We start from the raw sequence: 23,368 nt of genomic DNA, 5'->3' as shown, positions 1-23,368 counted from the left end.
CGTCAGCCGCCGTCCGCGACGCTCGTCACCGCAGCGCCGGATGCTCCGCGATCACCGTGCAGCTGCCCGGCGCGATCTCGGTGAAGCCCGCGTCCTGGACCACCGGCAGCCCACTGCGGACGAGTTCCTCCCACGCCTCCGGCGAGGCCGTCCGGACCGCCAGCGCGAAGCCGGCCTCGGCCCACTCCTTGCGCTGTGCGTCGTCCAGCCGCCACCAGGCGAGCTGGGCGGCGTGGCCGGTCTGCGCCATCGTCTTTCCCGCGCTCATCTCCAGCTCCGGATTGAGCCACAGCACCGGCAGCCCCGGCTCGGGCGCGCCGGCCTCGGCCGTCTCCTCCAGGTCCGTCCCGGACACCTGGAGCTTGGCCAGGTCCTTCGGCCAGCCGTCCAGCGGGATCGGCGGGAACACCCGCACCTCGGCCTCCCGCCCGTGCACCGTGACGCCCGGCAGCTCGCCCCCGCGACGCCACTCCCCTCCCCGGGCCCGCCGGACCACCTTCCGGATCCGGGCGTCCTCCCAGGCCGCGACCCGCTCCGCCCACTCGCCGTCCGCCTCGGTCACCCGCGGGTCGGCCAGCAGGGTGAGTACCGCCCGCGCCGAGGTCTCCAGCGCGTCCGTCCGGCCCGGCGGAGTGGCCCGCTCCAGCCGGACGACCAGCGGCAGCACGTACTGCGGCCGCTCGTCGCGGCCCTCGCGCTCCGGGGCGTCGCCGGGGTCGGCCACCGGGGAGGGAGACACGGAGCCCGGGGTCGCAGAAGGGGTCGCAGACGCGGAAGTCGGAGCATCGGAAGGAGAAGTCACCCGTCCAGGATGCCAGCCCCGCCCCGCCCGACTCGGCCGGCCCCGTCCACCTCGGCCTTCACCGCCGCAACCACCGCCCCGACCAGTGCGGCGCTCACCGCAGCGTTCGCCTCGGCGCTCACCTCAGCCGCTGCCGCAGCTCGTCCACCGCCGTCCGGATGCTCGCGTTGTACGCACCCTCGGGCAGCGCGTCCAGACTGCGCACGGCCCGTTCGAGCTGGTCGCGGGCGAGGTCCGGCTCGCCGAGCTTGAGGTGGTCCGAGGCCAGGTTGAGGTGCAACGAGGGGTAGAAGGCCCGCACCTGGAGCGCCGACTCGTACGTCTGGGCGCGCCCGGTGCCGAGCGAGTCGGCGGCGGCCAGGGCCCGCCGGTCCCACTCCAGCTCGGCGCGCGGGTCGTCCTGCAGGTCGGCCAGGTAGTGGGCGACGACGCACCGGTGAAAGACGTCCTGATCCCCCAGCGCCTCCCAGAGCGCCTCGAAGCCGACCCGGGCCTCGGCCGTCCGGCCGCGCTGCGCCGCCTGCGCCCCGTCCAGCCCGAGCGCGATCCGGGCCAGCGCCGCCTCCTCCTCACCGCTCGGCGCCCCGTTCGACCTGTTCACGTTCGCCCTGTTCACACCCTCAGGAGCATCGGGGCTTCCGAAAGCATCGCCGGAGCCACCGGTGGACAGATCATGCATTCCGGGCACATCGGACATGCCCGCAGCCTAACCGCCGATTCGCCGGGCCGCCCGGCCCGGGCGTCGGCCACGGAGCCCCGGCGCCCGGCGCCCCGGACAGCCCGACCCGACCCGACCCGGCCCGGCCCGACCCGGCGGCGCAACGTCCCGTCAGCGCCGGTAGCCGCGCTGCGGGTCCCGCTCCTCCGCGTCCTCGTACATCAGGAACCAGCCCTCCGGGTGGGTGGCCGCCAGCAGCGCCTCCGTGCGCTGCTCCGCCCCCAGCTCCGGGTCGCCGTCGTCCGGCCCGTAGACGCCGAACAGCTCGTCGTGGCAGCCGTCCCAGTCGTAGTCGTACAGGTCGGCCGGAAGGTCGCCCATCATGTCCGCCACCGACTCGGGCTGCGCGACGAGCAGGGCCCGGGCGTCCACCAGGGCCATCCGCAGCGCGAGCTCCTCGGCCAGGCAGCGCGGCAGCGGCCACTCGCCGAGCGCGAGGTCGTCGGCGAGGTCGTCGAAGGCGCGGGCCATCGCGCGGCGCCAGCCCCGGTGCATCCGCCAGGTGCGCTGGGGAAGCCGGGCGAAGACCGTCCAGTCCGTGTCCTCGCCGTCGGCGACCGGCTCGTCCCCGTGCTCGTCGAAGTCGTCGTACGCGGCGTCGGCCAGGCCGATCAGTTGGGCGTGGAGCAGGCAGGCTGTGCGCGGGGTGAGCGTCCAGTCCGCGCCCGCGCCGCCCTCCTCCTCGTCGCCCTCCAGCGGGAACAGGTCCGCGAAGTCGGGGGTGAAGTCCTCGGTGACGCTGATCTCCAGCGTGCCGCCGATCGCCTCGACCCCGGGGATGGCGGCCACCAGCCGGTCCGGATGCAGCAGCGCGCCGAGCGCCGCGTTGGCATCCTCGGCGACCTCGCGCAGCAGTTCGCGGCGCTGGCCGGCCGGGTCGATTCCTTCGAAGTCCAGTTCCTCGACGGCCCTGATCGCGGCCGCGCGCAGGGCCGGCCAGTCGGTGATCCGCAGGCCCAGCACCACCGTCGCCTCGATCTCCTGCGCGCCGGAGTCCTCCGCCGCGCCCGGCCCCTGTGGATGATCGCTTCGCTCGCCCATGGGGCTAACGGTACGGCCTTTCGGTCCCCCGATCACCGGTCCGGACCAGCTTCCGGATGCCTTCTCGGCCACCATCCGGCCCCGCCTCGCTCACCCGGACGCAGGAACTTTGGCAGGATGCGTCCCATGGCAGACATCAACGAGTACGGCGGCGGGCAGGGCCCGAACGCCGACGTCCTGGTCGTGACCACCAACGACATCCCCGGTTTCCGGGTCGACCACGTGATCGGCGAGGTCTTCGGGCTGACCGTCCGCAGCCGTCACCTAGGCAGCCAGATCGGCGCCGGTCTGAAGTCACTGATCGGTGGCGAGCTGCGCGGTCTGACGAAGACCCTGGTCGAGAGCCGCAACGAGGCGATGCAGCGGCTGATCGAGCAGACCAAGGCACGCGGCGGCAACGCCGTCCTGATGATGCGCTTCGACGTCACGGAGGCGGCCGACGTCGGCACCGAGGTCTGCGCCTACGGCACCGCCGCGGTGATCTCCCCGGCCGCCTGACACCCCTCCGGCCACGCGCCCCCGTTCACGTCCCACCTGTTCACGTCCCACCGGTTCACGCCCCACCGGTTCACGCCCCACCGGCGGAACCCAGGCGGGAACAGCCGCCGGGGTTCCGATGTTTCACGGGCGTGACTGTTTACGGTGCAACGAACAGCGTTCCGCAACGCGTGGACGTCCTGGTGGTGGGCGCCGGGCAGGCAGGCCTGTCCGCCGCCTACCACCTGCGCCGTCGCGGCTTCGCCCCCTACCGGGTGGGCGTCGGCGGCGGTTTCGTCGTCCTCGACGCCAACGCCGTACCCGGCGGCGCCTGGGCGCACCGCTCGCCGTCCCTGCGGATGGCCACCGTGCACGGCTTCCATGACCTCCCCGACGCCGAACTCCCGCCGCCGGACACCGAGGCCCCCGCGCGCGAGGTGGTTCCGGAGTACTTCGCGGCGTACGAGGCCCGGCACGCGCTCCCGGTCGTACGCCCGGTCACGGTGCACACCGTCCGGGCCGAGTCCGGGAGCCCCGACTCCCGGCTGCTGGTCGAGACCGACCGCGGCACCTGGTCCACCCGCGCGCTGATCAACGCCACCGGCACCTGGACGCGTCCCTTCCTCCCGCACTACCCGGGCCACTTCGCGGGCCGCCGGCTGCACTATGCCGAGTACCGCGGTCCCGAGGAGTTCGCGGGCAAGCGCGTGCTGGTGGTGGGCGGCGGCGCCTCGGCGATCCAGGTGCTGTCGGAGGTGGCGGCGGTCGGCGAGACGGTGTGGGTCACCCGCTCCGAACCCGTCTACCACGAAGGGCCGTTCACCCCCGAGTACGGGCGCGCGGTGGTGGCCAAGGTCGAGGAGCGGGTCCGCCAGGGCCTTCCGGTGCGCAGCGTGGTGAGCGTGACCGGGCTCGGCCCGTCCGTCGCCTACCGGCGCGCCGAGGAGCTGGGCGCGCTGCACCGCCGGCCGATGTTCGACCGCCTGACCGAGCACGGGGTCGCGTGGGGCGACGAGGAGCTGGCGGTGGACGCGATCGTCTGGGCGACCGGCTTCCGGCCCGAGGTCGGGCACCTCGCCCCGCTCGGGCTGCGATCCCCCGGCGGCGGCATCGCGCTCACCGGCACCCGCGCCACCGCAGACCCCCGCGTCCACCTGGTCGGCTACGGCCCGTCCGCCAGCACCGTCGGCGCCAACCGGGCCGGACGCGCGGCCGTCAACGACCTGGTCAGGCTGCTCGGCGACCCGGCACTCGGGAGGCCGACGCCCGAAGGACCGACGCCCGGGGTTCCGGCGCTCGGAGAACCGACGCCCGGGAACCCGGCGATGGAGCCCGCCGTCGTCTGAGGCTCAGCGGTCGTAGTCGACCGTCACCCGGTCGGTGAGCGGGCGGGCCTGGCAGGTGAGAACGTAGCCGGCGGCCAGTTCCTTCTCCTCCAGCGCGAAGTTGCGGCGCATCTCCACCTCACCCTCGGTGACCAGGGCGCGGCAGGTGCCGCACACCCCGCCCTTGCAGGCGAACGGCAGGTCGGGGCGGGAGCGCTGGGCGCCGTCCAGGATCGAGCGGTCGCGCGGGAGGCAGAGCGTGCTGCCGCGGCCGTCGAGGACGACGGTGACCTCGCTCTGCGCGCCCGACGCGCCGTCGGACGAGCCGTCGGTCCGGTCCCAGTCCTCGTCGCGCTCCGGGAGCGGCTCGTCCTCGGCGTGGAACAGCTCCTGGTGCACCCGCTCACCCGGCACGTCCAGTTCGGCGAGCAGCTCCTTCGCCCCGGCGACCATGCCGAACGGGCCGCACAGCCACCAGTGCCCGACGCTCCCGACGTCCACCAGCGCCGCCAGCAGCGCACGCACCCGCTCCGGGTCCAGCCGGCCGCTGAGCAGCTCGGCGTCCCTGGTCTCCCGGGAGAGCACGTGGACCAGCTGGAAGCGGCCGAGGTAGCGGTCCTTCAGGTCGGCCAGCTCGTCCGCGAACATCACGGTGTCGCTGCGCCGGTTGCCGTAGAACAGGGTGACGGTGGAGCTGTGGTCGGCGGCCAGCACGGAGGCGGCGATCGACAGCATCGGGGTGATGCCGGAGCCGGCCGCGAGCAGCACGTGGTCGGCCGGGACGCCGAGCTCGGGAGTGAACAGGCCGGAGGGCGTCAGGACTTCCACCTTCTCGCCCGGCTTCGCCTCGCGCACCAGCCAGCGCGAGAACAGCCCACCGGGCACCTCCCGCACGGCGATCCGCAGCGGCCCGCCGACCGGAGCGCAGATCGAGTACGAGCGGCGCTCGTCGGAACCGTCCACCAGCTTGCGCAGGGTCAGGGTCTGCCCGGGGCGGAAGGCGTACTCCTCCGCCAGCCCGTCCGGCACCGCGAAGGTCACCGCGACGGCGTCCTCGCAGAGCCGCTCGACCCGGTCGATCGACAGCCGGTGGAAGGTCGGACGGCGGGCGGGGCGGACGCCGGGCGCCTCGGCGCCGAGAGCGGACCCGGTGGTGGCCCCGGCGGCGGAAGCGGGAGTGGCGGAGGCGGCAGCGGGGGAAGCGGCGGGCATTCAGATCTCCTTGACGCGTTCGAACGGCTCGCGGCAGGCCCGGCAGCGCCAGAGCGCCTTGCAGGCGGTGGAACCGAAGCGGGACAGTTCCTCCGTGTCGGCGTCACCGCAGTGCGGGCAGGGCACGGGGGACGCGGTCACGGTCGCGGTTCCGGCGCGGGTCGGGCCGAGGGTGAGCGCCACCGGTCCGGCCGCGGCGGCGGCGACGGTCGGGCGCGGTGGGGCGATGCCCGCCTCGGCGAGCTTGCGGCGGCCCTCGGCGGTGATCAGATCGGTGGACCACGGCGGGTCCAGCCGCAGCCGCACCCGGACGTCCGGGTACCCGGCCGCGCGCAGCCGGCGGTCCACGTCGGCGGCCATCTCGGCGACCGCGGGGCAGCCCGAGTAGGTCGGGGTCAGCCAGGCGGTCACGGTGCCGCTGCCGCCTTCCACCTCGACCTCGGCCAGGACGCCCAGGTCGGCCAGGGTGAGCATGGGCAGCTCCGGGTCCGGGACGGCCGCGGCGACCGCCCAGGCCGGGTCGCGGGTCGTCGGGTCCGCCGTGCCCGTCACCGTGTCGCCCGTTGCCGTGCCGCCCGTCACCATGTCGCCCCCGGGTGGGTTCGGGCCAGCACCTGGAGCTCGGCGAGCAGCGGGCCGAGCGCCTCGGTGTGCACGCCGTCCCGGCCGGCCCGGCCGAGGACGGTGGCCAGTGGCGCCACGTCCGGCACGGTCAGTCCGGCCTCGGTGAGGACGGCGGCGAGCGAGCGCAGCACCGGGTCACGCAGGGTCGCGGGGTCGACGCCCGCCCGCAGCTCCACCGGGTGCGCCGTGAACAGTTCCTCCAGCAGCGGCCAGACGGCGTCCAGCCCGGCCTGCATCCGCTCGGCGGAGTACGGCGTGCCGTCACCGAGGCGCAGCGTCCAGGCGGTGGCGTACTCCCGGTGGTACGCCAGTTCCTTGACGCCCCGGGTGGCGACCGCGGCCAGCACCGGGTCGGGGTGCGCGCTCAGCGCCTCGTACAGGGCGCCGCGAGCAGTGGCGAACAGCAGCAGCCGGGCGATCGAGTACGCGAAGTCGCCGTTCGGCGTCTCCACCAGGCGGACGTTGCGGAACTCGTGCTCCTCGCGCCAGTACGCCAGGTCGTCCTCGGTGCGGCCGGTGCCGTCCGCCTGGCCGGCCCGGGTGAGCAGCAGCCGGGCCTGGCCGAGCAGGTCGAGGCCCAGGTTGGCGAGCGCGACCTCCTCCTCGAGTTCGGGTGCCCGGGTGCACCACTCGATCAGCCGCTGCGCGAGGACCAGGGCGTCGTCGCCCAGCATCTGGCAGTAGGCGGCGAGGTCGGTGCCGTCCAGACCGGCGGGCAGCGCGGTGTCCACGCCGAGCAGCGGGTCGGCGAAGCCCGTCCCGTAGGCCCAGCGGCCCTCGCCCTCGGGGCCGGGGGCGGCGTCGGCGAGGCTGAGGTAAACGTGGTCGTCCTCACCGGCGCCGGTGGTGGAGGTGGTGTGGTCGTGCACGATGACTCCCCCGTCAGATGTGCGGGACATCCTCGGGGATGTCGTAGAAGGTCGGGTGGCGGTAGACCTTGTCGCCGCTGGGCTCGAAGAACGGGTCGCGCTCGTCCGGGGTGGAGGCGGTGATCGCGTCGGAGCGGACCACCCAGAGGCTCACGCCCTCGTTGCGACGGGTGTACAGGTCGCGGGCGGCGAGCAGGGCCATCCGGTCGTCGGCGGCGTGCAACGAGCCGACGTGGACGTGGTTCAGCCCGCGCCGGGGGCGCACGAACACCTCGTACAGCGGCCAGCCGGCCTTGGACCCGGCCTTGGACGCTGCCGGGGAGCCAACCTGGGGGTCGGTCACTTTCCGTTCTCCTGTTCGGTGGCTTCGACGGCTTCGGTGGCTTGGGTGCCTTCGGTCGCTTCGGTGACTGCGGCGGCCTCGGCGGCGCGCTTGGCCGCGTAGGCGACGGCCGCCTCGCGCACCCAGGCACCCTCCTCGTGGGCAGCGCGGCGGCGTTCGATCCGCTGGGCGTTGCAGGGGCCCTGGCCGTGGATGACCCTGGTCAGCTCGGACCAGTCAGGCTCACCGAAGTCCCAGCCGCCGCGGTCCTCGTTCCAGCGCAGCTCGGGGTCCGGGAGGGTGACCCCCAGGTGCTCGGCCTGCGGGACGGTCATGTCGACGAAGCGCCGGCGCAGCTCGTCGTTGCTGTGCCGCTTGATCCGCCAGGCCATCGAGCGGGCGCTGTTCGGGGAGTCTGCGTCCGAGGGGCCGAACATCATCAGCGACGGCCACCACCAGCGGTCCACCGCGTCCTGGACCATCCGGCGCTGCGCCTCGGTGCCGCGCATCAGCGTCATCAGGAGCTCGTAGCCCTGGCGCTGGTGGAAGGACTCCTCCTTGCAGATCCGCACCATCGCGCGGGCGTACGGGCCGTAGCTGCACCGGCAGAGCGGCACCTGGTTGCAGATCGCGGCGCCGTCGACCAGCCAGCCGATCACGCCGACGTCGGCGAAGGTGAGGGTCGGGTAGTTGAAGATCGAGGAGTACTTCTGTCGGCCGGAGATCAGCTTCTCGGTCAGCTCGGCACGGTCGACCCCGAGGGTCTCGGCGGCGGCGTAGAGGTAGAGGCCGTGGCCGGCCTCGTCCTGGGCCTTGGCGAGCAGGATGGCCTTGCGGCGCAGGGACGGGGCCCGGGTCAGCCAGTTGCCCTCGGGCTGCATGCCGATGATCTCGGAGTGGGCGTGCTGGGCGATCTGGCGGATCAGGGTGGCCCGGTAGGCGTCGGGCATCCAGTCCCTGGGCTCGATCCGCTGCTCGGCGGCGACGACCGCCTCGAACCGCTCCTCCGGCGTTTGCGCGGGGACCGCCTCGGTCACCTCTGCTGTCACCACGGTCCCCTCTCGTCTCCTGCCCGGCCGGTCGCCTCGACGCCAACCGACCGACTGACCGTTCGGTCGGTACCATTCTGCGTGGCGGGACGGAGGGATGGCAAGGTGCGAAACAGATAACAGCTGACAGATTTCAGAATCTGTCAGCTGTTATCTGTCGGCTGCTCTCTGTTCGCTGTCGCCTGTCTGCAGTCGTCCGTCCGCTGTCTCCTGTTCGCGGCCACACGTTCGCGGCCGCCTGCCCACCGACTGCTGTTGCCACTTGCTGCCGGCTGCCGGCTGTCGACTACCGGCTGCTGACTGCTGACTGCTGACTGCTGACCGTCAGCGGTTCACCGCGGGATCATCCCTCCGCGCGGTCACGCAGTCGCGGCAGCGGCACCGCAAGCAGCGCCGCCAGCAGGGCGATCCGGGGGGCGATCTGGTCGAGCCGGATGTGCTCGTGCCGCGCATGGGCCCCGGCACCCACGGCACCGAAGCCGTCCAGGGTCGGCAGCCCGCGTGAGCCCGGCAGGTTGGTGTCCCCCGCCCCGCCCGCCGGGGCACCGTCCAGCTGCTGCCCGAGCGCCGCGGCCAGCGAACGCACGTGCCGCAGCAGCGGGTTGCCGGTCCGCTCGGGCCAGGCCGGACGGCTGGAGAGCACCTCCGTACGGACGCGGGCCCCCGGACGCAGCGCGGTGAGCCGGGCAAGGTTGTCGAGCGTACGGCGCTGCGCCTCGGCGGTGGAGAAGCGCAGCCCCAGCTCGGCCTCGGCCCGGCCGGCGACCACGTTGGCGCGCGAACCACCACTGATCCGGCCGGCGTTGAGCTCGGTACCGGGCTGGCCGGCGAGGTCACGCACCAGCACGAGCTGGTCCACCAGCTCGTCGACCGCGGACACCCCGTCGTGGGCGTCGTTGCCCGCGTGCGCCTCACGGCCGGTCACGGTGAGCCGCACCCGGGTGCTGCCGCGCCGCGCGGTCTTCAACCGACCGTCGGGGTGCGGCGGTTCGAGCCCCACCACCGCTGCGGCCCCACGCAGCTGGCGCTCGACCAGGCGCCGCCCGTCCGGGCTGCCCACCTCCTCATCGGAGACCACGACCAAGCGGACGGTCCGGTGCGGGCACTCGCCCAGGTCCGCGAGCAGCGCCAACGCACCCTCCAGGATGGCGAGTCCACCCTTCATGTCGACCACGCCGGGACCGGTGAGCCGGCCGTCCTCCTCGGTCACCGGCCAGTCCGCGAGGGTGCCGACCGGCCAGACGGTGTCGTGGTGCCCCACGATCAGCAGGTGCGGCAGGGACTCGTCCCGGCCCTCCCACTCCAGCACGAGGTGGTCACCGGCCGGTCCGGGTTCGCGCCGCGCGGTGGCGCCGGTGGCCCGGAAGCCGGCGGCCAACTCCTCGGCGAGGGCGTCGAGTCGGGGAGCATCTCCGCTGGGTGACTCGATCCGCGCCAGGTCGGCGCAGCGGCGCCGGACGGCTCCGGCAAGGGTCCGGGCACGGGTGCTGAGCGCCTGCGGCACCCCGGGCAGCGCCGTGGGGACGGTGGTGGCCCCAGGGGCGGCGGTCCCAAGGGTGGCGGTCCCAGGAGCGGCGGTCCCGGGGGTGGCGGTGGCGGCCGATCCCGTCGCGGGCTTCGCGACAGCAGGCTTCGCCACCGCGGTCTTCGCGACGACGGTTTTGGTGAGGACGGACTTCGCGAGAGCGGACCTGGCGGCTGCGGTCTTCGCGACGGCCGTCCTGGCCACGGCGGTCTTCGCGGCACCGGACGTGGCTGCGGCGGCCTGAACCGAGGCAGACGGAACCATGGTTGCCTGATCCGCCGCGGTAGTTGCCGTGCCAGCGGCAGTGGCTGGGGTGATGGTGGCGGCTGTGGCGAGGACCTCGCTGTCGGTGGCGGCCGGGACGGCGACCGGGGTCCCGTCGGGTTCCGCTGCGGCGCCCGGCACGGCCGGCGACCCGACGATCTGGGGACTCAACGCTCGCCTCCGCGGCCGCCGTCGGTATTCAGTGGCCGTACCGGCCGACCGCTCCCGCCCGGGTACCAGGCCCGGCCGGATCTCGCCGGTCGGCCGGGATGATGAGCGGCCCACCGAATCGGCCCGTCTGGCCCAAGTACGGTGGAACGGTTGGGCGGCGTGCTTGGCATGTGCGTCCTCCTCGCTCGATCCGGTGGCCCCGGTCCGCCCGGAGCCCCGTGGACGGCGGCCTCCTGGCGGCGGGCGCAGTGGCCGGACCGCCGCAGGGAAGCCGAGATGTGAGCCTAGAAGAACCGTTCGGTTTCCTGCGAGGTGGCCCTGCTCCCAGCGTGCCGGTACCGGGCCCCGCTTCGGAGGCCGCCCGTCCACGATCGGCGCGGGCGCTCGGCGCGCGGGCCTGGATCGGCGCGCGGGCGCGGTCGCCGGATCGCGCCCATCTCCACCATGGACCCGCCGCCCGAGTTCGGCAGCGCAAACGGCCAAGGCACGGCATTTCCACGCCGGATGGGTGACAGCGGCTCAGCATGCGATACGAACCGGGGGCACGCGGCGGCTCAGTGAAGCCCGCTTCGACGCCCGCTCCGACTCCGGGAGAACGTCCGGGGAACACCCGCGTGAACACCGGCCGATGCCGTGCCCCGATGTGCCCCGCCGAGCCCCGACGTCCCTCGGCCGCCACCCCCGGAGCACGACCGGGCGGTATCCGGGAACAGCGGGAGCGCGCTCGGGCACGAACGGGCACGGACGGTCGGAACCCCGGTGCCCGGCCCGGGCGCAGCCGGTCTCAGCCGTCCGTCCTCCGTCCTCAGCCACCGTCGCCCACCAGCCCGGCGTCCCGTGCTAACAGCGCTGCCTGGACCCGGTTGCCGACCCCGAGCCCGGTCAGGATCCGGCTGACGTGCGCCTTGACGGTGCTCTCGCGCATCCCGAGCACGCCCGCGATCTCTGCGTTGGAGAGCCCGTCGGCGAGTTCGCGCAGCACGTCGGTCTCCCGCGGGGTGAGCCCGGCGACCCGGTTGCGGGCGGCCACCGACCGGGGCGCCCCGACCCGGTGGTAGCGGTCGATCAGCCGCCGTGCGGCCGCCGGGTGCAGCATCCCCTGACCGCCCGCGACGACGTGGACGGCCCGGGCGATCTCCGCGGGCGGGGTGTCCTTCAGCAGAAAGCCGTCCGCCCCGGCCGCGAGCGCTTGGTACACGTACTCGTCCAGGTCGAAGGTGGTGAGGGCGATGACCCGCGGGCCGCCGGGGAGTTCACGCAGCCGCCGGGTGGCGGCGATCCCGTCGAGCCGGGGCATCCGGATGTCCATCAGTACGACGTCGATCCGCCGGCTGCCGGCGAGTTCGACGGCCTGCAGCCCGTCGGCGGCCTCGGCGACCACGGTGAGTGCCGGGTCCTGGGTCAGGAGGTCGACCAGGCCGAGGCGCACCAGCGCATCGTCGTCGACCACCATTGTTCGGATCATGCGGCGCCCTTCGGCTGCTTCGGTTTCCGCTCCGGTTCCTGCTCCGGCTCCTGCTCCGATTGCTTCGGTTGCTTCGATGGCGTCGGCGGTTGCGCCCCTCGCGCCCCTTGCACCCCGTCCTGCGATTGCCGTGGCCCTCGTTTCCCCTGGGCCGGCCGCGGCAGCGCTCGCCCCGGATGTGCAGCCGGACCGTCGCCGCGGGCGGGAGCCGGGTCGGGCATCGCCTGCGGCTGGCGGTCCGGCGCGGGTAACCGGGCGGAGAGCCGGAAGCCGCCGCTGCCATCCGGGCCGGCGTCGAGGTGGCCGCCGAGGGCGCCGACCCGTTCGGCCAGCCCCACCAGCCCGTACCCGCCGCCGGTACCCGGCCCGTCCGGCGGCGCCTCGCCCGGGCCGTTGCGGACCTCGACCGTCGTCGCCGGCGCCCCGTAGCCGACCCGGACGGTGACGGGCGCGGAGTGTGCGTACTTGCGGGCGTTGGTCAGTGCCTCCTGGACCAGCCGGTGCACGGCCAGCCGGTGGGTGGTCGGGACGGTCTCCGGGTCTCCGGAGAGGGCGAGTTCGACCCGCTGACCGGCCTGGGTCGCCTCGCCGACGAGTTCGGTCAGGTCGCGCAGGGCGGGCGCCGGGACGCGCCCGGCCTCGGCCGGAACGGACGGCTCGCCTCCCGTGGCAGGCGGTGCCGGTGGATCCGCCCGCAGTGCGCCCAGGACGTCGCGCAGGTCGTCGAGCGAGCGGGCCGCGGTGGTGCGCAGCAGTTCGAGACGGTGGGTGAGCCGGTCGAGGTCGGCGGCGACGGTGCCGGCCCTGGCCTGGTCGCGCAGCACCCCGGCGTGCAGCACCAGGAGGCTGAGCCGATGGGCCAGCACGTCGTGCATCTCCCGGGCGATCCGGGCGCGTTCGGCGGCCCGCGCCTGTTCGGCGCGCAGCTCCCGCTCGCGGCGCAGCACGTCGACCTGCTCGTGCAGGGTGCGGATCAGCACCCGCCTGCCGTGCAGCCACAGGCCGACCGCCAGCGTGGCGGCCTGGACCAGGAGTTGGGACCCGGTGGTGCCGGCCCAGCCGACCAGCGAATCCGCACCCGTCGCGCTGACCACCGCGATGGCCGCGCCACCCGCCATCGCCGGGCCGCTCCGGCCGAGGTAGGCGAGGTGGAAGACACTGAACAGGCCGGGAAAGGCCCGGTTGAACAGCCCGCCGGTGAGCACCGGCAGCACGGCCGAGGCCACCGGGTAGCGGCGGGCGAAGAAGAGCGACAGCGAGGCGAGCGCGGCCACGACCGTACGCGGCAGGCGCAACGGGCCGTCGGAGTGCGCCCACTGGACCAGGGCCTCCTCGGTGGTGAGGCCGAGCAGACCGAGCAGCAGCAACGTGTCGGTCCCGGCCCGGTGGTCCGGCCCGTACCAGCCGAGCACACTTCTGCGCATGATGCTCCTCCTTCCCGTTCCTCTTCCCTCGTTCCGAGGGCCTTCCGTACGTACGGCCTTCCGTACGTGAGGCGTTCGGCATGCCGGGCTCGATGCTAGGGGCGCCCAGCCGCGCAACGCCTCTGTCTTCCGGGTAACCGCACCCTCGACTTTCGTCGGGGGTCGGCGCCGCTGACCGGCCGATTCGCGGCTCCTCCGTCCTGCCTAGCGTCGACGGCATGACCAACGAGCGGCTCCACCACCGTCCCGACTCCCTTTCCCCCCGGTACAGTTCGCCCACCGGCGGGGACCACCTGCTGTTCCTCGCCGAGGCGCTGCGCACCTTCCATGACACCGGCGCGCTGGCCCCGAGCGGCCCGGAGCTGGTGAACGCGCTGGTGGTGCCGGTCACCAGCCGCCCGAACCGTCCGATCTCGGTGCTGGAGGTCGGCGCCGGCACCGGCGTGGTGACTCGTCGGCTGGCCCAAGTGCTGCGCCCGGGCGACCGGTTGCACGTCGTCGAGGCCAACCCGCGGTTCGCCGACCGGCTGCGGGAGGACCCGGTACTGGCCGCGCGCCGCCCCGGTGTCGGGCTGCGGCTGTCGGTCTGCCGGATCGAGGAGCTTCCGGAATGCCACCCACCGACGCCGGCGGGGGCCCGGACGGAGGAGTTCCCGGAGCGGTACGACGTGATCGTGTCCGGGCTGCCGTTCACCAACTTCGAGCCCGCGCAGGTGCGCGACATCCTCGACCTCTACCTGCGGCTGCTGGCGCCCGGCGGGGAGCTGACGTACTTCGGGTACCTCGGCACGACGACGGCGCGCACCCTCACCTCGGGCCCCCGCCGGGGCGCCCGCCACCGGGCGGTGGTGCGGATGCTGCGACGCTTCGAGGCGGCGTACGGCCTCGGCGAGCGCACGGCGTGGCGCAATGTGCCGCCGGCCCGCGCCTACCTGCTGCGGTCGCCGGGCGGACGCGAGGCCTGGGGGGCGGCCGGGAGCCCGGCCGTCGAGCCGACGGACGCGGCGAAGGCGGCCGACGCGGCAACGACGGCGGACCTGACGGAGTCGAGGGACCGGGACGCGACCGGGGCCACGAGCACGAGGGACACGAAGACCACCTCGGCCGAATCGACGGACGGGGCGGCGCCGGTCGCTCGATGATGGACCGGGGCCGGGCCCGGCTCCGACTCTCCGGCAGTGAGGAGCCGCGATGACCCTCTCGGTACGCGACGTGGAAGCCCGGCACCGCTTCGAGGCCTGGGAGGACGACAAGCCGGCGGGCTTCGCCGAGTACCTGCGCAGCGACCAGCTGGTGGTCTACCCGCACACCGTGGTCGAGCCCGCCTTCGAGGGCCGGGGCATCGGCAGCGCGCTGGCCCGGGCCGCCCTGGACGACGCCCGCGCCCGCGGCCTGTCCGTACTGGCCACCTGCCCCTTCATCAAGGGCTGGATGCTCCGCCACCCCGAGTACACCGACCTCGCGTACGAGAACCGCAGTCGGGTCACCGACTGACTAGCTGGCGCTCAGGGCCCGGACAACGGGAAGGGTCGGGGCGAGGACAAGGACGGCGGCGGGCGGACACATCAGGGCGCGGGCATCGCGCTCACCTTCGACGCGGGCGTCCGCCGCCACGCCGCCGAGTGCGTGCACGGGCTTCCGGCGGCGTTCGACACCGGGCGGCGTCCGTGGATCAGCCCGGACGCGGCGGCGCCCCAGGGCGGCCGCCGAAGGCGGGGTGCGCGAGACCCCACGGGCGATGCTGTGCTGCTGCGGGCTCAGCCGCGGGCAGCCGACCTGCGACCGGGCAGCCGACCTGCGACCGGTCGGGCGCCTGCGGGGCCGGCTGACCTGGAGCCGCCAACCCGAACAAATGACAATCGACAGATTTCAACTTTCAGATAACAGACGACAGCGAACAGATTTTGAAATCTGTTCGCTGTCGTGCCATAGTGGCACCCGGGTCACCCTGCCCCTGCCCCTGCCCCCCGGCACCGCATCCGCCCCCTGGAGCACCCGTGTCCACGAACACCCGCCCCACCCGGCGCGCCCTCGGCACCACCGGTCCGGTCACCTCGGCCCTCGGCCTCGGCTGCATGGGCATGTCCGACCTGTACGGCCCGGCCGACGAGGCCGAGAGCATCGCCACCATCCACGCCGCGCTCGACGCCGGGATCACCCTGCTCGACACCGGCGACTTCTACGGCATGGGCCACAACGAGCTGCTGATCCACGAGGCACTGCGCGGCCGCGACCGCGACCGCGTGCAGATCAGCGTGAAGTTCGGCGCCCAGCGCACGCCCGACGGCCAGTGGCTCGGCTACGACGCGAGTCCCGCCGCCACCAAGACCGCGCTCTCCTACACCCTGCGCCGCCTGCGCACCGACCACGTCGACGTCTACCGCCCGGCCCGCCTGGACCCGAACATCCCGGTCGAGGAGACCGTCGGCGCCATCGCCGACCTGGTGCAGGCCGGCTACGTCCGCCACATCGGACTCTCCGAGGTCGGCGCCGACACCCTGCGCCGGGCCGCCGCCGTCCACCCGATCAGCGACCTCCAGATCGAGTACTCGCTGCTCTCCCGTTCGATCGAGGCCGCCGTCCTGCCCACCGCCCGCGAGCTCGGCATCGGCATCACCGCCTACGGGGTGCTCTCCCGCGGCCTGCTCGGCGGCCACTGGGACCGGGACCGCGCCCTCAGCGGCACCGACTTCCGCAGCCACAGCCCGCGCTTCCAGGGCGAGAACCTGGACCACAACCTGGCGCTGGTCGAGGCCCTGCGCGAGATCGCCGCCGCAAGGGGTGCGACCGTCGCCCAGGTCGCCATCGCCTGGGTGGCCTCCCGCGGGCAGGACGTCGTCCCGCTGGTCGGCGCCCGCCGCCGGGACCGGCTGACCGAGGCCCTCGGCGCGCTCGACGTCACCCTGACCAGGGCCGACCTCGCCGCCATCGAGGCCGCCGTACCTGCCGGCTCCGCCGCCGGTGACCGGTACGCTGCCGCACAGATGGCCCACCTGGACAGCGAGCGCTGACCGCACCGGCACCATCGCCGCACGACCCGACCGCACGACCCTAAGGACGGACCTCCCCGTGACCACGGACAGCACACTCACCGCCGAGCAGATCCTGATCGCGGCGGAGGACGTCCTCCGGCGGTTCGGCCCGGCCAAGGCCACCGTCGTGGACGTCGCCCGCATCCTCGGCGTCAGCCACAGCAGCGTCTACCGTCACTTCCCCAGCAAGGCCGCGCTGCGCGAGGCGGTCACCCAGCGCTGGCTCGACCAGGCCCACCACGAGCTGGCGACCATCTCCAACGAGGGCGGCCCCGCCGCCGAACGACTGCACCGCTGGCTGACGACGCTGTTCACGGCCAAGCGGAAGAAGGCGCTGGACGACCCGGAGCTGTTCGCCACCTACATGGTGCTGGTCGAGGAGAACAGCGGCCTGGTGGACACCCACGTCGACACCCTGGTCGACCAGATCGCGCAGATCGTCGAGGAAGGCATGGAGGGCAAGGAGTTCAAGCTCGCCCACATCCGCAACACCGCCCGCGCCGTCTTCGACGCCACCGGCCCCTTCCACGATCCGGCCTACGCGTCCACCTGGTCCGCTCCTGGGGCCGACGACCGGTTCGAGGCCGTCTGGAAGCTCGTCCTCGGCGGCCTGAACACGAAGTGACCAACCGCCGGTTCCCGGCGGGCCGAAGGGCGGGAGGAAATCCGCTCGCCGTCGCCCCGCCCGTCCGGCAGACTGCCGCGCACAGTTGATCTCACCTGGAGGATGACATGCGTGCGGCCGGCCCGGCCCTGGAGAGCCTGGAGAGCCTGGACGGACTCGCCCTCGGCGACGCCTTCGGCGACCGGTGGTTCTCGGTCCCGCCGGACGAGGCACCCGCCGCACTGGCCGCCCGGCTGGTCCGGCCCGCGCCCTGGCACTGGACGGACGACACCGCCATGGCACTCGTGCTGGTCCGCCACCTGCACGGTGCGGGAGAGGTCCGACCGGACGCGCTCGCCCGGGAGTTCGCCGCCGAGTACGCCCGCGAGTACGGGCGCAAGTACGGCCCGTCGATGCACCGGGTGCTGCGCGGGATCGGCGCAGGTGGGGACTGGCGCGCCATCACCGCCGGCCAGTTCGAGGGCCAGGGCTCGTACGGGAACGGCGCCGCGATGCGGGTCGCCCCGCTGGGGGCCTGGTTCGCGGAGGACCTCGACGCGGTGGTCCGGCAGGCCGAACTGCAGGCGCTCACCACCCATTTCCACCCGGAGGCGATCGCCGGGGCGGTGGCGGTCGCGCTCGCGGCGGCGCTGGCGGTCCAGAGCCGAGGCGGAGACCCGCCCGGCCGGGCCGAGTTGCTGACCGAGATCGCCGGACGCCTGCCGGACAGCGAGGTCCGTTCCGGGCTGCGGATCGCCGCCCGGCTGCCCGAGCACACCAGCGTCCGGCACGCGGCCAACGTGCTCGGCTCGGGAGCGCTGATCTCCGCCCCGGACACCGTGCCGTTCGCCCTCTGGTCCGCGGCCGGGCACCTGGACTCGCTGTCCGAGAGCATCTGGCAGACCCTGGGGGGCTGGGGCGACATGGACACCACCTGCGCCATCGCCGCCGGCGTGGTCGCGGCCAGGACCGGGCTCGCGGACGTGCCGCCCGGCTGGGTCGACGCGCGCGAACACCTCCCTGGCTGGGTCGCCGGAGTGTCCCGGCCCGCCGACCGGCGACCGGGAACTCCGGGCGGTCCGGGCGGTCCGGGCGGTCGGCGCCCGCCGATCAGCGCCGCGCGATGAAGCGGAGCACCCGGTAGGCGAGGAGCAGGACCATCGCGCCGCCGATCGCCGACACCCAGGTCGTGACGTCGAGCAGGCCCACCTTCACCGTTCCGTGCATCCAGTGCGAGACGATCCAGGTGCCGATGTAGGAGCCGGTGATGCCGATCAGGGTGCTGCTGATCAGACCCCGCTCACCCCTCGACATCGCCATCCTGGCCAGGGTCCCCGACACCAGGCCCAGCACGATCCACGCCATCCAGCTCATCCGCCGCCCCTTGCGTCATCGGTGTGACGACCCCGCCGAGCCCCCGGGTCCGACCGGAAGGACGTACGAGGACCCCGCACCGTTCCAGCATCCGGCAGGACCGCGTCGAACCGGCCACCCGGGCGCTGCCGCTCAGGGCGGCGAACTCGCCCGCGGCGCGGTCCCGTCGCCGCACGGGAAACCGGGCCGCGGCTGACTCGACCGTCAGCGGCGCGAGTTGCCGAACAGCAGTCGGTAGACGATCAGCAGGACCAGGGCGCCGCCGATCGCCGAAACCCAGGTCGCCGCGTCGAAGAAGTGCGCGGTGACCGAGCGGTGCAGGAAGTGCGACGCGATCCAGCCGCCGACGAAGGACCCGGCGATGCCGATCAGGGTGGTCACGATCAGGCCGCCCGGGTCCTTCCCCGGCAGCAGCAGCTTGGCCAGCCCACCTGCCAGCAGGCCCAGCACGATCCACGCGATGATGCTCATCGGTCAGCCTCTCCCGTCCGAGGCGCGACGGGCCCCGTCCCGTCCGCTCTGCCCGCGAAGACGCCCCCGTCCCGTCCCCCGGTTCCGCACCCGGTTCGCCCGGTTCCGCCACCTGGCAAACCGGCCACCGAGAACGGCGCGGCAAAGGTCCCCACCGCCGTCGAACGGCCGGCGGCAGCGGCCGGGTGACGGACAACAGGCGACGGCGAACGGCGAACAGCTGACAGATTTCGAAATCTGTCAGCTGTTCGCCGTCATCCGTCAGTCCTCCCCCTCCTCCGCAGCGCCCCTCCCGAACACCCCGCTCAGCCCCAGGTGCACCACGGCCGCCGCCGTCAGCCCGACGGCCCAGCCGTAGTCGGCGAGCGGCTTGAGGACGGGGATCAGGCCGTCCGCCGGGAACGGGCCCTGCTTCGCGCCGTTGGCGTCGAGGGTGGAGTACGAGCCGCCGACGGACAGCACGCCACCCACCAGCAGCGCCGTGACGGCCCTCCAGTTCCAGCCCGCCGCGTACCAGTACGCCCCTCCCGGCCGGTACAGCTCGGCGAGCCGGAGGCGGGTGCGCCGCAGCACCCAGTAGTCCGCGATCAGCACTCCGCCGACCGTGCCGAGCAGGCCGCCGACCACGCCCAGCCAGGTGTAGATGTACACGTGCGGGTCGGAGATCAGCCGCCACGGGAAGATCACGATCCCGACCACCCCCGTGACCAGCGCCCCGGTGCGGAAGGTGACGAGGCGCGGCAGGAGGTTGGCGAGGTCGTAGGCGGGTGAGACGACGTTGGCGGCGATGTTCACCGACAACGTCGCGACCAGCACGGTCAGCAGCGCGAACAGGATGCCGACCGGGTTCTCCATCCTGGCGGCCAACTGGATCGGGTCCCACACCGGCACCCCGTAGACCGCTTCGGAGCCCGAGGTGACCAGCACGGACAGGAACGCGAAGAGCGTCATCGTGGTCGGCAGGCCGAGCGCCTGCCCGCGGATCTGGGCCCGCTGGCTGCCGCCGAAGCGGGTGAAGTCGGGGATGTTCAGCGAGAGCGTGGACCAGAACCCGATCATGCCCATCAACGCAGGGAAGAAGACCTTCCAGAAGCCGCCGCCCCACCCCAGCCTGGAGGGCTGGTCGAGCAGCGGCCCGAACCCGCCCGCCTTGACGGTGATCCACGCCAGCAGCGCGAGCGCACCGACGATGACGAACGGCGCCGCCCAGTTCTCGAACCTCCGCAGCGCCTCCATCCCCCGCGCGATGACGGCCATCTCGATCAGCCAGAACAGCAGGAACGAGAGCCACTGCGTCCACGGGTAGCCGCCGAACTCCCCTGCCGTGCGCCAGGATTCGCCGAACAGCTTGCCCGCCAGCAGGAAGATGCCCTCGCCGCCGATCCAGGTCTGGATGCCGAACCAGGCGCAGGCCACCGCCGCCCTCAGCAGGGCGGGCAGGTTGGCGCCGCGCAGCCCGAAGGCGGCGCGGGCGAAGACCGGGAACGGGATGCCGTACTTGGTGCCGGCGTGCCCGGTGAGCAGCATCGGAATCAGCACGATGAGGTTGGCGAGCGCGATGGTCAGCACCGCCTGCTTCCAGTCCATGCCGAGCGCGACCAGGCCCGAAGCCAGGGTCCAGGAGGGGATGTTGTGGGCCATGCCGACCCAGAGCGCGAGGAAGTTGTACGTGGTCCAGGTGCGCCGCGCCACCGGGACCGGCCGCAGGTCGTCGCTGGTGAAGCCGTTGGGGGGCAGTGCCCCGGCGACCGGGTCGAGTTCGACCCGGCCGTCGGGGTGATGCCACTGTCTGCCGCCGCTGGTCTCGGTGTCGGTCATGGACAACTCCCGTCCACCGCGGGCGAGTCCGCGGCTCAGCTCAGAGGGGGTTCACAGTCGGGTCCACGGGCAGGTTCTCAGGCGGGCTCTCAGTCGGGTTCTCAGGCTGGTGCACGATCGGTGGAACTCTCGGGGTGTCACGAACAGGGCGCCCCGGGCCGGGCGCCGCAGGTGGGCGTCACAGGTGCGGGATGACGTCCGTCCCGTACGCGTCGATGGTGGTCTCGATGGCGTCGTGCATGGCGTAGACGGCGAACTGGTCGACGCCGAGCGAGCGGAGCTCCGCCAACCGGGCCCGCTGCAGGTCCGCCGGGCCGATCAGGCAGAAGCGGTCGACGATCTCGTCCGGGACGAAGGCGGTGTCCGGATTCCCGGCCCGGCCGTGGTGGCTGTAGTCGTACCCCTGGCGGCCCTTGATGTAGTCGGTGAGCGCCTCCGGTACCAGGTCGGAGTGCTCGCCGTAGTGGCTGACCAGATCGGCCACGTGGTTGCCGACCATCCCGCCGAACCAGCGACACTGCTCCCGGGCGTGGGCGAGCGCCTCGGGCGAGTCGTCGGCAGTGACGTAGGCCGGGGCGGCGACGCAGATGGTGAGCGAGTCCGGGTCCCGTCCAGCCTCCACGGCGGCGGCCCGCACCGCCTTGATCATGAACTCGGTGAGGTACGGATCAGCCAGCTGGAGGATGAAGCCGTCGGCCTGATGTCCCGTCAAATTCAGCGCCTTCGGCCCGTACGCACCCATCCAGATCGGCAGGGACGCGCCGGCTCGAACCCACGGCAGGTGCATCTCGGTGCCGTCCACCTCGGCGGTACGCCCCTCGGCCAACTCCTTGATGGCGTGCATGGCTTCGGAGAGGCGGGCGAGGGTGGCGGGGCGCCGCCCGGCGACCCGCATGGCGGAGTCGCCTCGGCCGATGCCGCAGACGGTCCGGTTGCCGTACATGTCGTTGAGCGTGGCGAACAGGGAGGCGGTCACCTCCCAGGTGCGGGTGGAGGGGTTGGTGACCATCGGGCCGACGGTCATCCGCTCGGTCTCGGCGAGGATCCGGCTGTGGATGACGAAGGGCTCCTGCCACAGCACGCAGGAGTCGAAGGTCCAGCCGTGGGTGAACCCGGCCTGCTCGGCACGGATCATCCGGTCGATGACCAGTCGGGCGGGCGGGTCGGTCTGAAGGACGAGGCCGATGTCCATGAGGGTCTCCAGGAAGAGGGGTCGGCCCGCCGCCCGGCCCGCCGGCCGGATCGATCCGGCGGGCGGACGGGCGGACGGGCGGACAGCGAAGCGCGAAGGGCGGACGGCGAAGGGCGGATGTCGAAAGCGCGGGATGGCGGTAGCGGGGGGACTCAGACCAGGTACTGGCAGGTGTCCCGGCGCAGGAAGGTGCCGTGGCCGACCCGGCCGAGCCACTCCCCGTCGTCCAGCACCACGGTGCCGCGGGACAGCACCGTCCGTGCCCGGCCGGTGAGCCGGCGGCCCTCGTAGGCCGAGTAGTCCACGTTCATGTGGTGGCTCGCGGCGGAGACGGTCTGCACCGCGGCGGGGTCGTAGACCACCAGGTCGGCGTCGGCGCCCGGGGCGATGGTGCCCTTGCGCGGATGCAGGCCGAACATCCGGGCCGGGGTGGTGCAGGCGATCTCGACCCAGCGGCGCCGGCTGATGTGCCCGTCCACCACGGCCTGGTGGAGCAGGTCCATCCGGTTCTCCACGCCGGGAAGGCCGTTGGGGATCTTCGAGAAGTCCCCCCGGCCCAACTCCTTCTGGCCGACGAAGCAGAACGGACAGTGGTCGGTGGAGACCACCTGGAGGTCGTTGGTGCGCAGCCCGCGCCAGAGTGCCTCCTGGTGCTCGCGGGGCCGAAGCGGCGTGCTGCACACGTACTTGGCGCCCTCGAAGCCGTCGGCGCCCTCTTCGGCGAGGTTGTCGGTGGAGAGGAAGAGGTACTGGGGGCAGGTCTCGCCGAAGACGTTGAGGCCGGTGTCCCGGGCCCGGGCGAGTTCGGCGAGCGCGGCGGCGGCGGAGACGTGCACCACGTAGAGCGGGCTGCCGGCCACCTGGGCGAGCTTGATCGCCCGGTGGGTCGCCTCGGCCTCCAGCAGTTCGCGGCGGACCTCGCCGTGGTAGCGGGGGGCGGTCCTCCCGGCCGCGAGGGCCTGTTCGACCAGGACGTCGATGGCGATGCCGTTCTCCGCGTGCATCATGATCAGCCCGCCGTTGACGGCGCCGCGCTGCATGGCGCGCAGGATGCGGCCGTCGTCGCTGTAGAAGACGCCGGGGTAGGCCATGAAGAGCTTGAAGGAGGTGGACTCGCCGGAGTCGACGAGCGCATCCATCTCCTTGAGGACGGCGTCGTTGACGTCGGAGACGATGGTGTGGAAGGCGTAGTCGATCGCGCAGTTGCCCTCGGCCTTGGCGTGCCAGGTGTCCAGGCCCTCGCGCAGCGAGCCGCCGACCGGCTGGACGGCGAAGTCCACGATGGTGGTGGTGCCGCCCCAGGCTGCGGCCCGGGTGCCGGTCTCGAAGGTGTCGGAGGCAGCGGTGCCGCCGAACGGCAGCTCCATGTGGGTGTGGGCGTCGACGCCGCCCGGGATGACGTAGTGGCCGGTGGCGTCGATGACGGTGTCGGCGGTCCAGGCCTCGGCGGCGGAGCTGCCGGTGGCGGCGAGGGCGGCGATGCGCTCGCCCTCGACCAGGACGTCGGCGTGGAGTTCCTCGGTGGCGGTGATGACGAGGCCGCCGCGGACGACGGTGCGCCGGTGCGGGTCGCGGGTGGTCATCGTGCT

Annotated in this window: 24 protein-coding genes; 8 read left to right on the top strand and 16 right to left on the bottom strand. The window is 73.4% G+C overall.

All coding sequences use genetic code 11. The features are described from left to right. Positions 1-25: 25 nt before the first annotated feature. The 3 genes from AB0O11_RS11390 to AB0O11_RS11380 form a co-directional block, all read right to left on the bottom strand. On the bottom strand, positions 26-739 hold the full coding sequence (locus AB0O11_RS11390; RefSeq protein WP_363384304.1) for an aminoacyl-tRNA hydrolase: 714 nt from the start codon (positions 737-739) through the stop codon (positions 26-28). Between the two features lie 181 nt (positions 740-920). Then, positions 921-1,403, bottom strand: coding sequence for a hypothetical protein (locus AB0O11_RS11385; protein ID WP_363384301.1), 483 nt, complete (start codon positions 1,401-1,403; stop codon positions 921-923). Between the two features lie 228 nt (positions 1,404-1,631). Further along, positions 1,632-2,561: a hypothetical protein gene (locus tag AB0O11_RS11380; protein WP_363384298.1), complete on the bottom strand. Its 930-nt coding sequence runs from the start codon at positions 2,559-2,561 to the stop codon at positions 1,632-1,634. A 126-nt stretch (positions 2,562-2,687) separates the two neighbouring features. Between AB0O11_RS11380 and AB0O11_RS11375 the strand changes: the two genes are divergently transcribed. Both AB0O11_RS11375 and AB0O11_RS11370 read left to right on the top strand, forming a co-directional pair. Further along, complete coding sequence (locus AB0O11_RS11375) at positions 2,688-3,059, top strand: YbjQ family protein (protein WP_224275238.1); 372 nt, start codon at positions 2,688-2,690, stop codon at positions 3,057-3,059. Positions 3,060-3,229: 170 nt separating this feature from the next. Then, positions 3,230-4,384 carry an NAD(P)-binding domain-containing protein gene (locus AB0O11_RS11370; protein WP_363384294.1) on the top strand — a complete coding sequence of 385 codons (1,155 nt, stop codon included), beginning with the start codon at positions 3,230-3,232 and terminating at the stop codon, positions 4,382-4,384. 3 nt (positions 4,385-4,387) lie between these two features. Here the strand turns inward: AB0O11_RS11370 and paaE are convergent, their stop codons facing one another. From paaE to AB0O11_RS11330, 8 genes are all read right to left on the bottom strand, one after another. Beyond that, positions 4,388-5,575 (bottom strand): 1,2-phenylacetyl-CoA epoxidase subunit PaaE, encoded by a 1,188-nt coding sequence (gene paaE / locus AB0O11_RS11365; protein WP_363384291.1) that lies wholly within the window; start codon positions 5,573-5,575, stop codon positions 4,388-4,390. After that, positions 5,576-6,127 carry a 1,2-phenylacetyl-CoA epoxidase subunit PaaD gene (gene paaD, locus AB0O11_RS11360; protein WP_363384288.1) on the bottom strand — a complete coding sequence of 184 codons (552 nt, stop codon included), beginning with the start codon at positions 6,125-6,127 and terminating at the stop codon, positions 5,576-5,578. A gap of 26 nt (positions 6,128-6,153) precedes the next feature. Then, entirely contained in the window at positions 6,154-7,068 is a 915-nt protein-coding gene (paaC, locus tag AB0O11_RS11355; protein WP_363384285.1) for a 1,2-phenylacetyl-CoA epoxidase subunit PaaC, read from the bottom strand. A 13-nt stretch (positions 7,069-7,081) separates the two neighbouring features. Then, on the bottom strand, positions 7,082-7,411 hold the full coding sequence (gene paaB / locus AB0O11_RS11350; protein WP_363384282.1) for a 1,2-phenylacetyl-CoA epoxidase subunit PaaB: 330 nt from the start codon (positions 7,409-7,411) through the stop codon (positions 7,082-7,084). After that, positions 7,408-8,442, bottom strand: coding sequence for a 1,2-phenylacetyl-CoA epoxidase subunit PaaA (gene paaA / locus AB0O11_RS11345; protein WP_363384279.1), 1,035 nt, complete (start codon positions 8,440-8,442; stop codon positions 7,408-7,410). Before paaA ends, paaB begins: the two co-directional genes overlap by 4 nt. 340 nt (positions 8,443-8,782) lie before the next feature. Further along, entirely contained in the window at positions 8,783-10,228 is a 1,446-nt protein-coding gene (locus tag AB0O11_RS11340; RefSeq protein WP_363384276.1) for a M20/M25/M40 family metallo-hydrolase, read from the bottom strand. Between the two features lie 976 nt (positions 10,229-11,204). Beyond that, positions 11,205-11,864, bottom strand: a complete 660-nt coding sequence (locus AB0O11_RS11335; RefSeq protein ID WP_363384272.1) for a response regulator transcription factor — start codon at positions 11,862-11,864, stop codon at positions 11,205-11,207. Continuing rightward, positions 11,861-13,288 carry a histidine kinase gene (locus AB0O11_RS11330; protein ID WP_363384269.1) on the bottom strand — a complete coding sequence of 476 codons (1,428 nt, stop codon included), beginning with the start codon at positions 13,286-13,288 and terminating at the stop codon, positions 11,861-11,863. The genes AB0O11_RS11335 and AB0O11_RS11330 overlap by 4 nt, the downstream gene beginning before the upstream one ends. A gap of 218 nt (positions 13,289-13,506) precedes the next feature. Between AB0O11_RS11330 and AB0O11_RS11325 the strand changes: the two genes are divergently transcribed. From AB0O11_RS11325 to AB0O11_RS11300, 6 genes are all read left to right on the top strand, one after another. Continuing rightward, positions 13,507-14,430, top strand: coding sequence for a methyltransferase domain-containing protein (locus tag AB0O11_RS11325; RefSeq protein WP_363384266.1), 924 nt, complete (start codon positions 13,507-13,509; stop codon positions 14,428-14,430). A gap of 49 nt (positions 14,431-14,479) precedes the next feature. After that, on the top strand, positions 14,480-14,782 hold the full coding sequence (locus tag AB0O11_RS11320) for a GNAT family N-acetyltransferase (RefSeq protein ID WP_363384263.1): 303 nt from the start codon (positions 14,480-14,482) through the stop codon (positions 14,780-14,782). A 132-nt stretch (positions 14,783-14,914) separates the two neighbouring features. After that, entirely contained in the window at positions 14,915-15,172 is a 258-nt protein-coding gene (locus tag AB0O11_RS11315; protein ID WP_363384261.1) for a hypothetical protein, read from the top strand. A gap of 113 nt (positions 15,173-15,285) precedes the next feature. Then, positions 15,286-16,299 carry an aldo/keto reductase gene (locus AB0O11_RS11310; protein ID WP_363384258.1) on the top strand — a complete coding sequence of 338 codons (1,014 nt, stop codon included), beginning with the start codon at positions 15,286-15,288 and terminating at the stop codon, positions 16,297-16,299. A gap of 58 nt (positions 16,300-16,357) precedes the next feature. After that, on the top strand, positions 16,358-16,945 hold the full coding sequence (locus AB0O11_RS11305) for a TetR family transcriptional regulator (RefSeq protein WP_363384255.1): 588 nt from the start codon (positions 16,358-16,360) through the stop codon (positions 16,943-16,945). A gap of 107 nt (positions 16,946-17,052) precedes the next feature. Further along, positions 17,053-18,051 (top strand): ADP-ribosylglycohydrolase family protein, encoded by a 999-nt coding sequence (locus AB0O11_RS11300; protein ID WP_363384252.1) that lies wholly within the window; start codon positions 17,053-17,055, stop codon positions 18,049-18,051. Here AB0O11_RS11300 and AB0O11_RS11295 read toward each other — a convergent pair. From AB0O11_RS11295 to hydA, 5 genes are all read right to left on the bottom strand, one after another. Beyond that, on the bottom strand, positions 18,035-18,298 hold the full coding sequence (locus AB0O11_RS11295; RefSeq protein WP_363384249.1) for a GlsB/YeaQ/YmgE family stress response membrane protein: 264 nt from the start codon (positions 18,296-18,298) through the stop codon (positions 18,035-18,037). The two genes, AB0O11_RS11300 and AB0O11_RS11295, sit on opposite strands and share 17 nt — an antisense overlap. 204 nt (positions 18,299-18,502) lie before the next feature. Next, positions 18,503-18,769, bottom strand: a complete 267-nt coding sequence (locus AB0O11_RS11290; RefSeq protein ID WP_363384246.1) for a GlsB/YeaQ/YmgE family stress response membrane protein — start codon at positions 18,767-18,769, stop codon at positions 18,503-18,505. 261 nt (positions 18,770-19,030) lie between these two features. Next, a complete protein-coding gene (locus AB0O11_RS11285) occupies positions 19,031-20,587 on the bottom strand; it encodes an NCS1 family nucleobase:cation symporter-1 (RefSeq protein ID WP_363384243.1) in 1,557 nt (518 codons plus the stop codon). Between the two features lie 178 nt (positions 20,588-20,765). Beyond that, positions 20,766-21,779 carry a TIGR03842 family LLM class F420-dependent oxidoreductase gene (locus AB0O11_RS11280; protein ID WP_363384240.1) on the bottom strand — a complete coding sequence of 338 codons (1,014 nt, stop codon included), beginning with the start codon at positions 21,777-21,779 and terminating at the stop codon, positions 20,766-20,768. Between the two features lie 152 nt (positions 21,780-21,931). Continuing rightward, positions 21,932-23,362, bottom strand: a complete 1,431-nt coding sequence (gene hydA / locus AB0O11_RS11275; protein WP_363384237.1) for a dihydropyrimidinase — start codon at positions 23,360-23,362, stop codon at positions 21,932-21,934. Positions 23,363-23,368: the final 6 nt, after the last annotated feature.

The sequence above is a fragment of the Kitasatospora sp. NPDC093102 genome (genome assembly GCF_040683915.1).
In the GTDB taxonomy this organism is placed as follows: domain Bacteria; phylum Actinomycetota; class Actinomycetes; order Streptomycetales; family Streptomycetaceae; genus Kitasatospora.
This window is presented reverse-complemented; position numbering and strand designations above follow the sequence as displayed.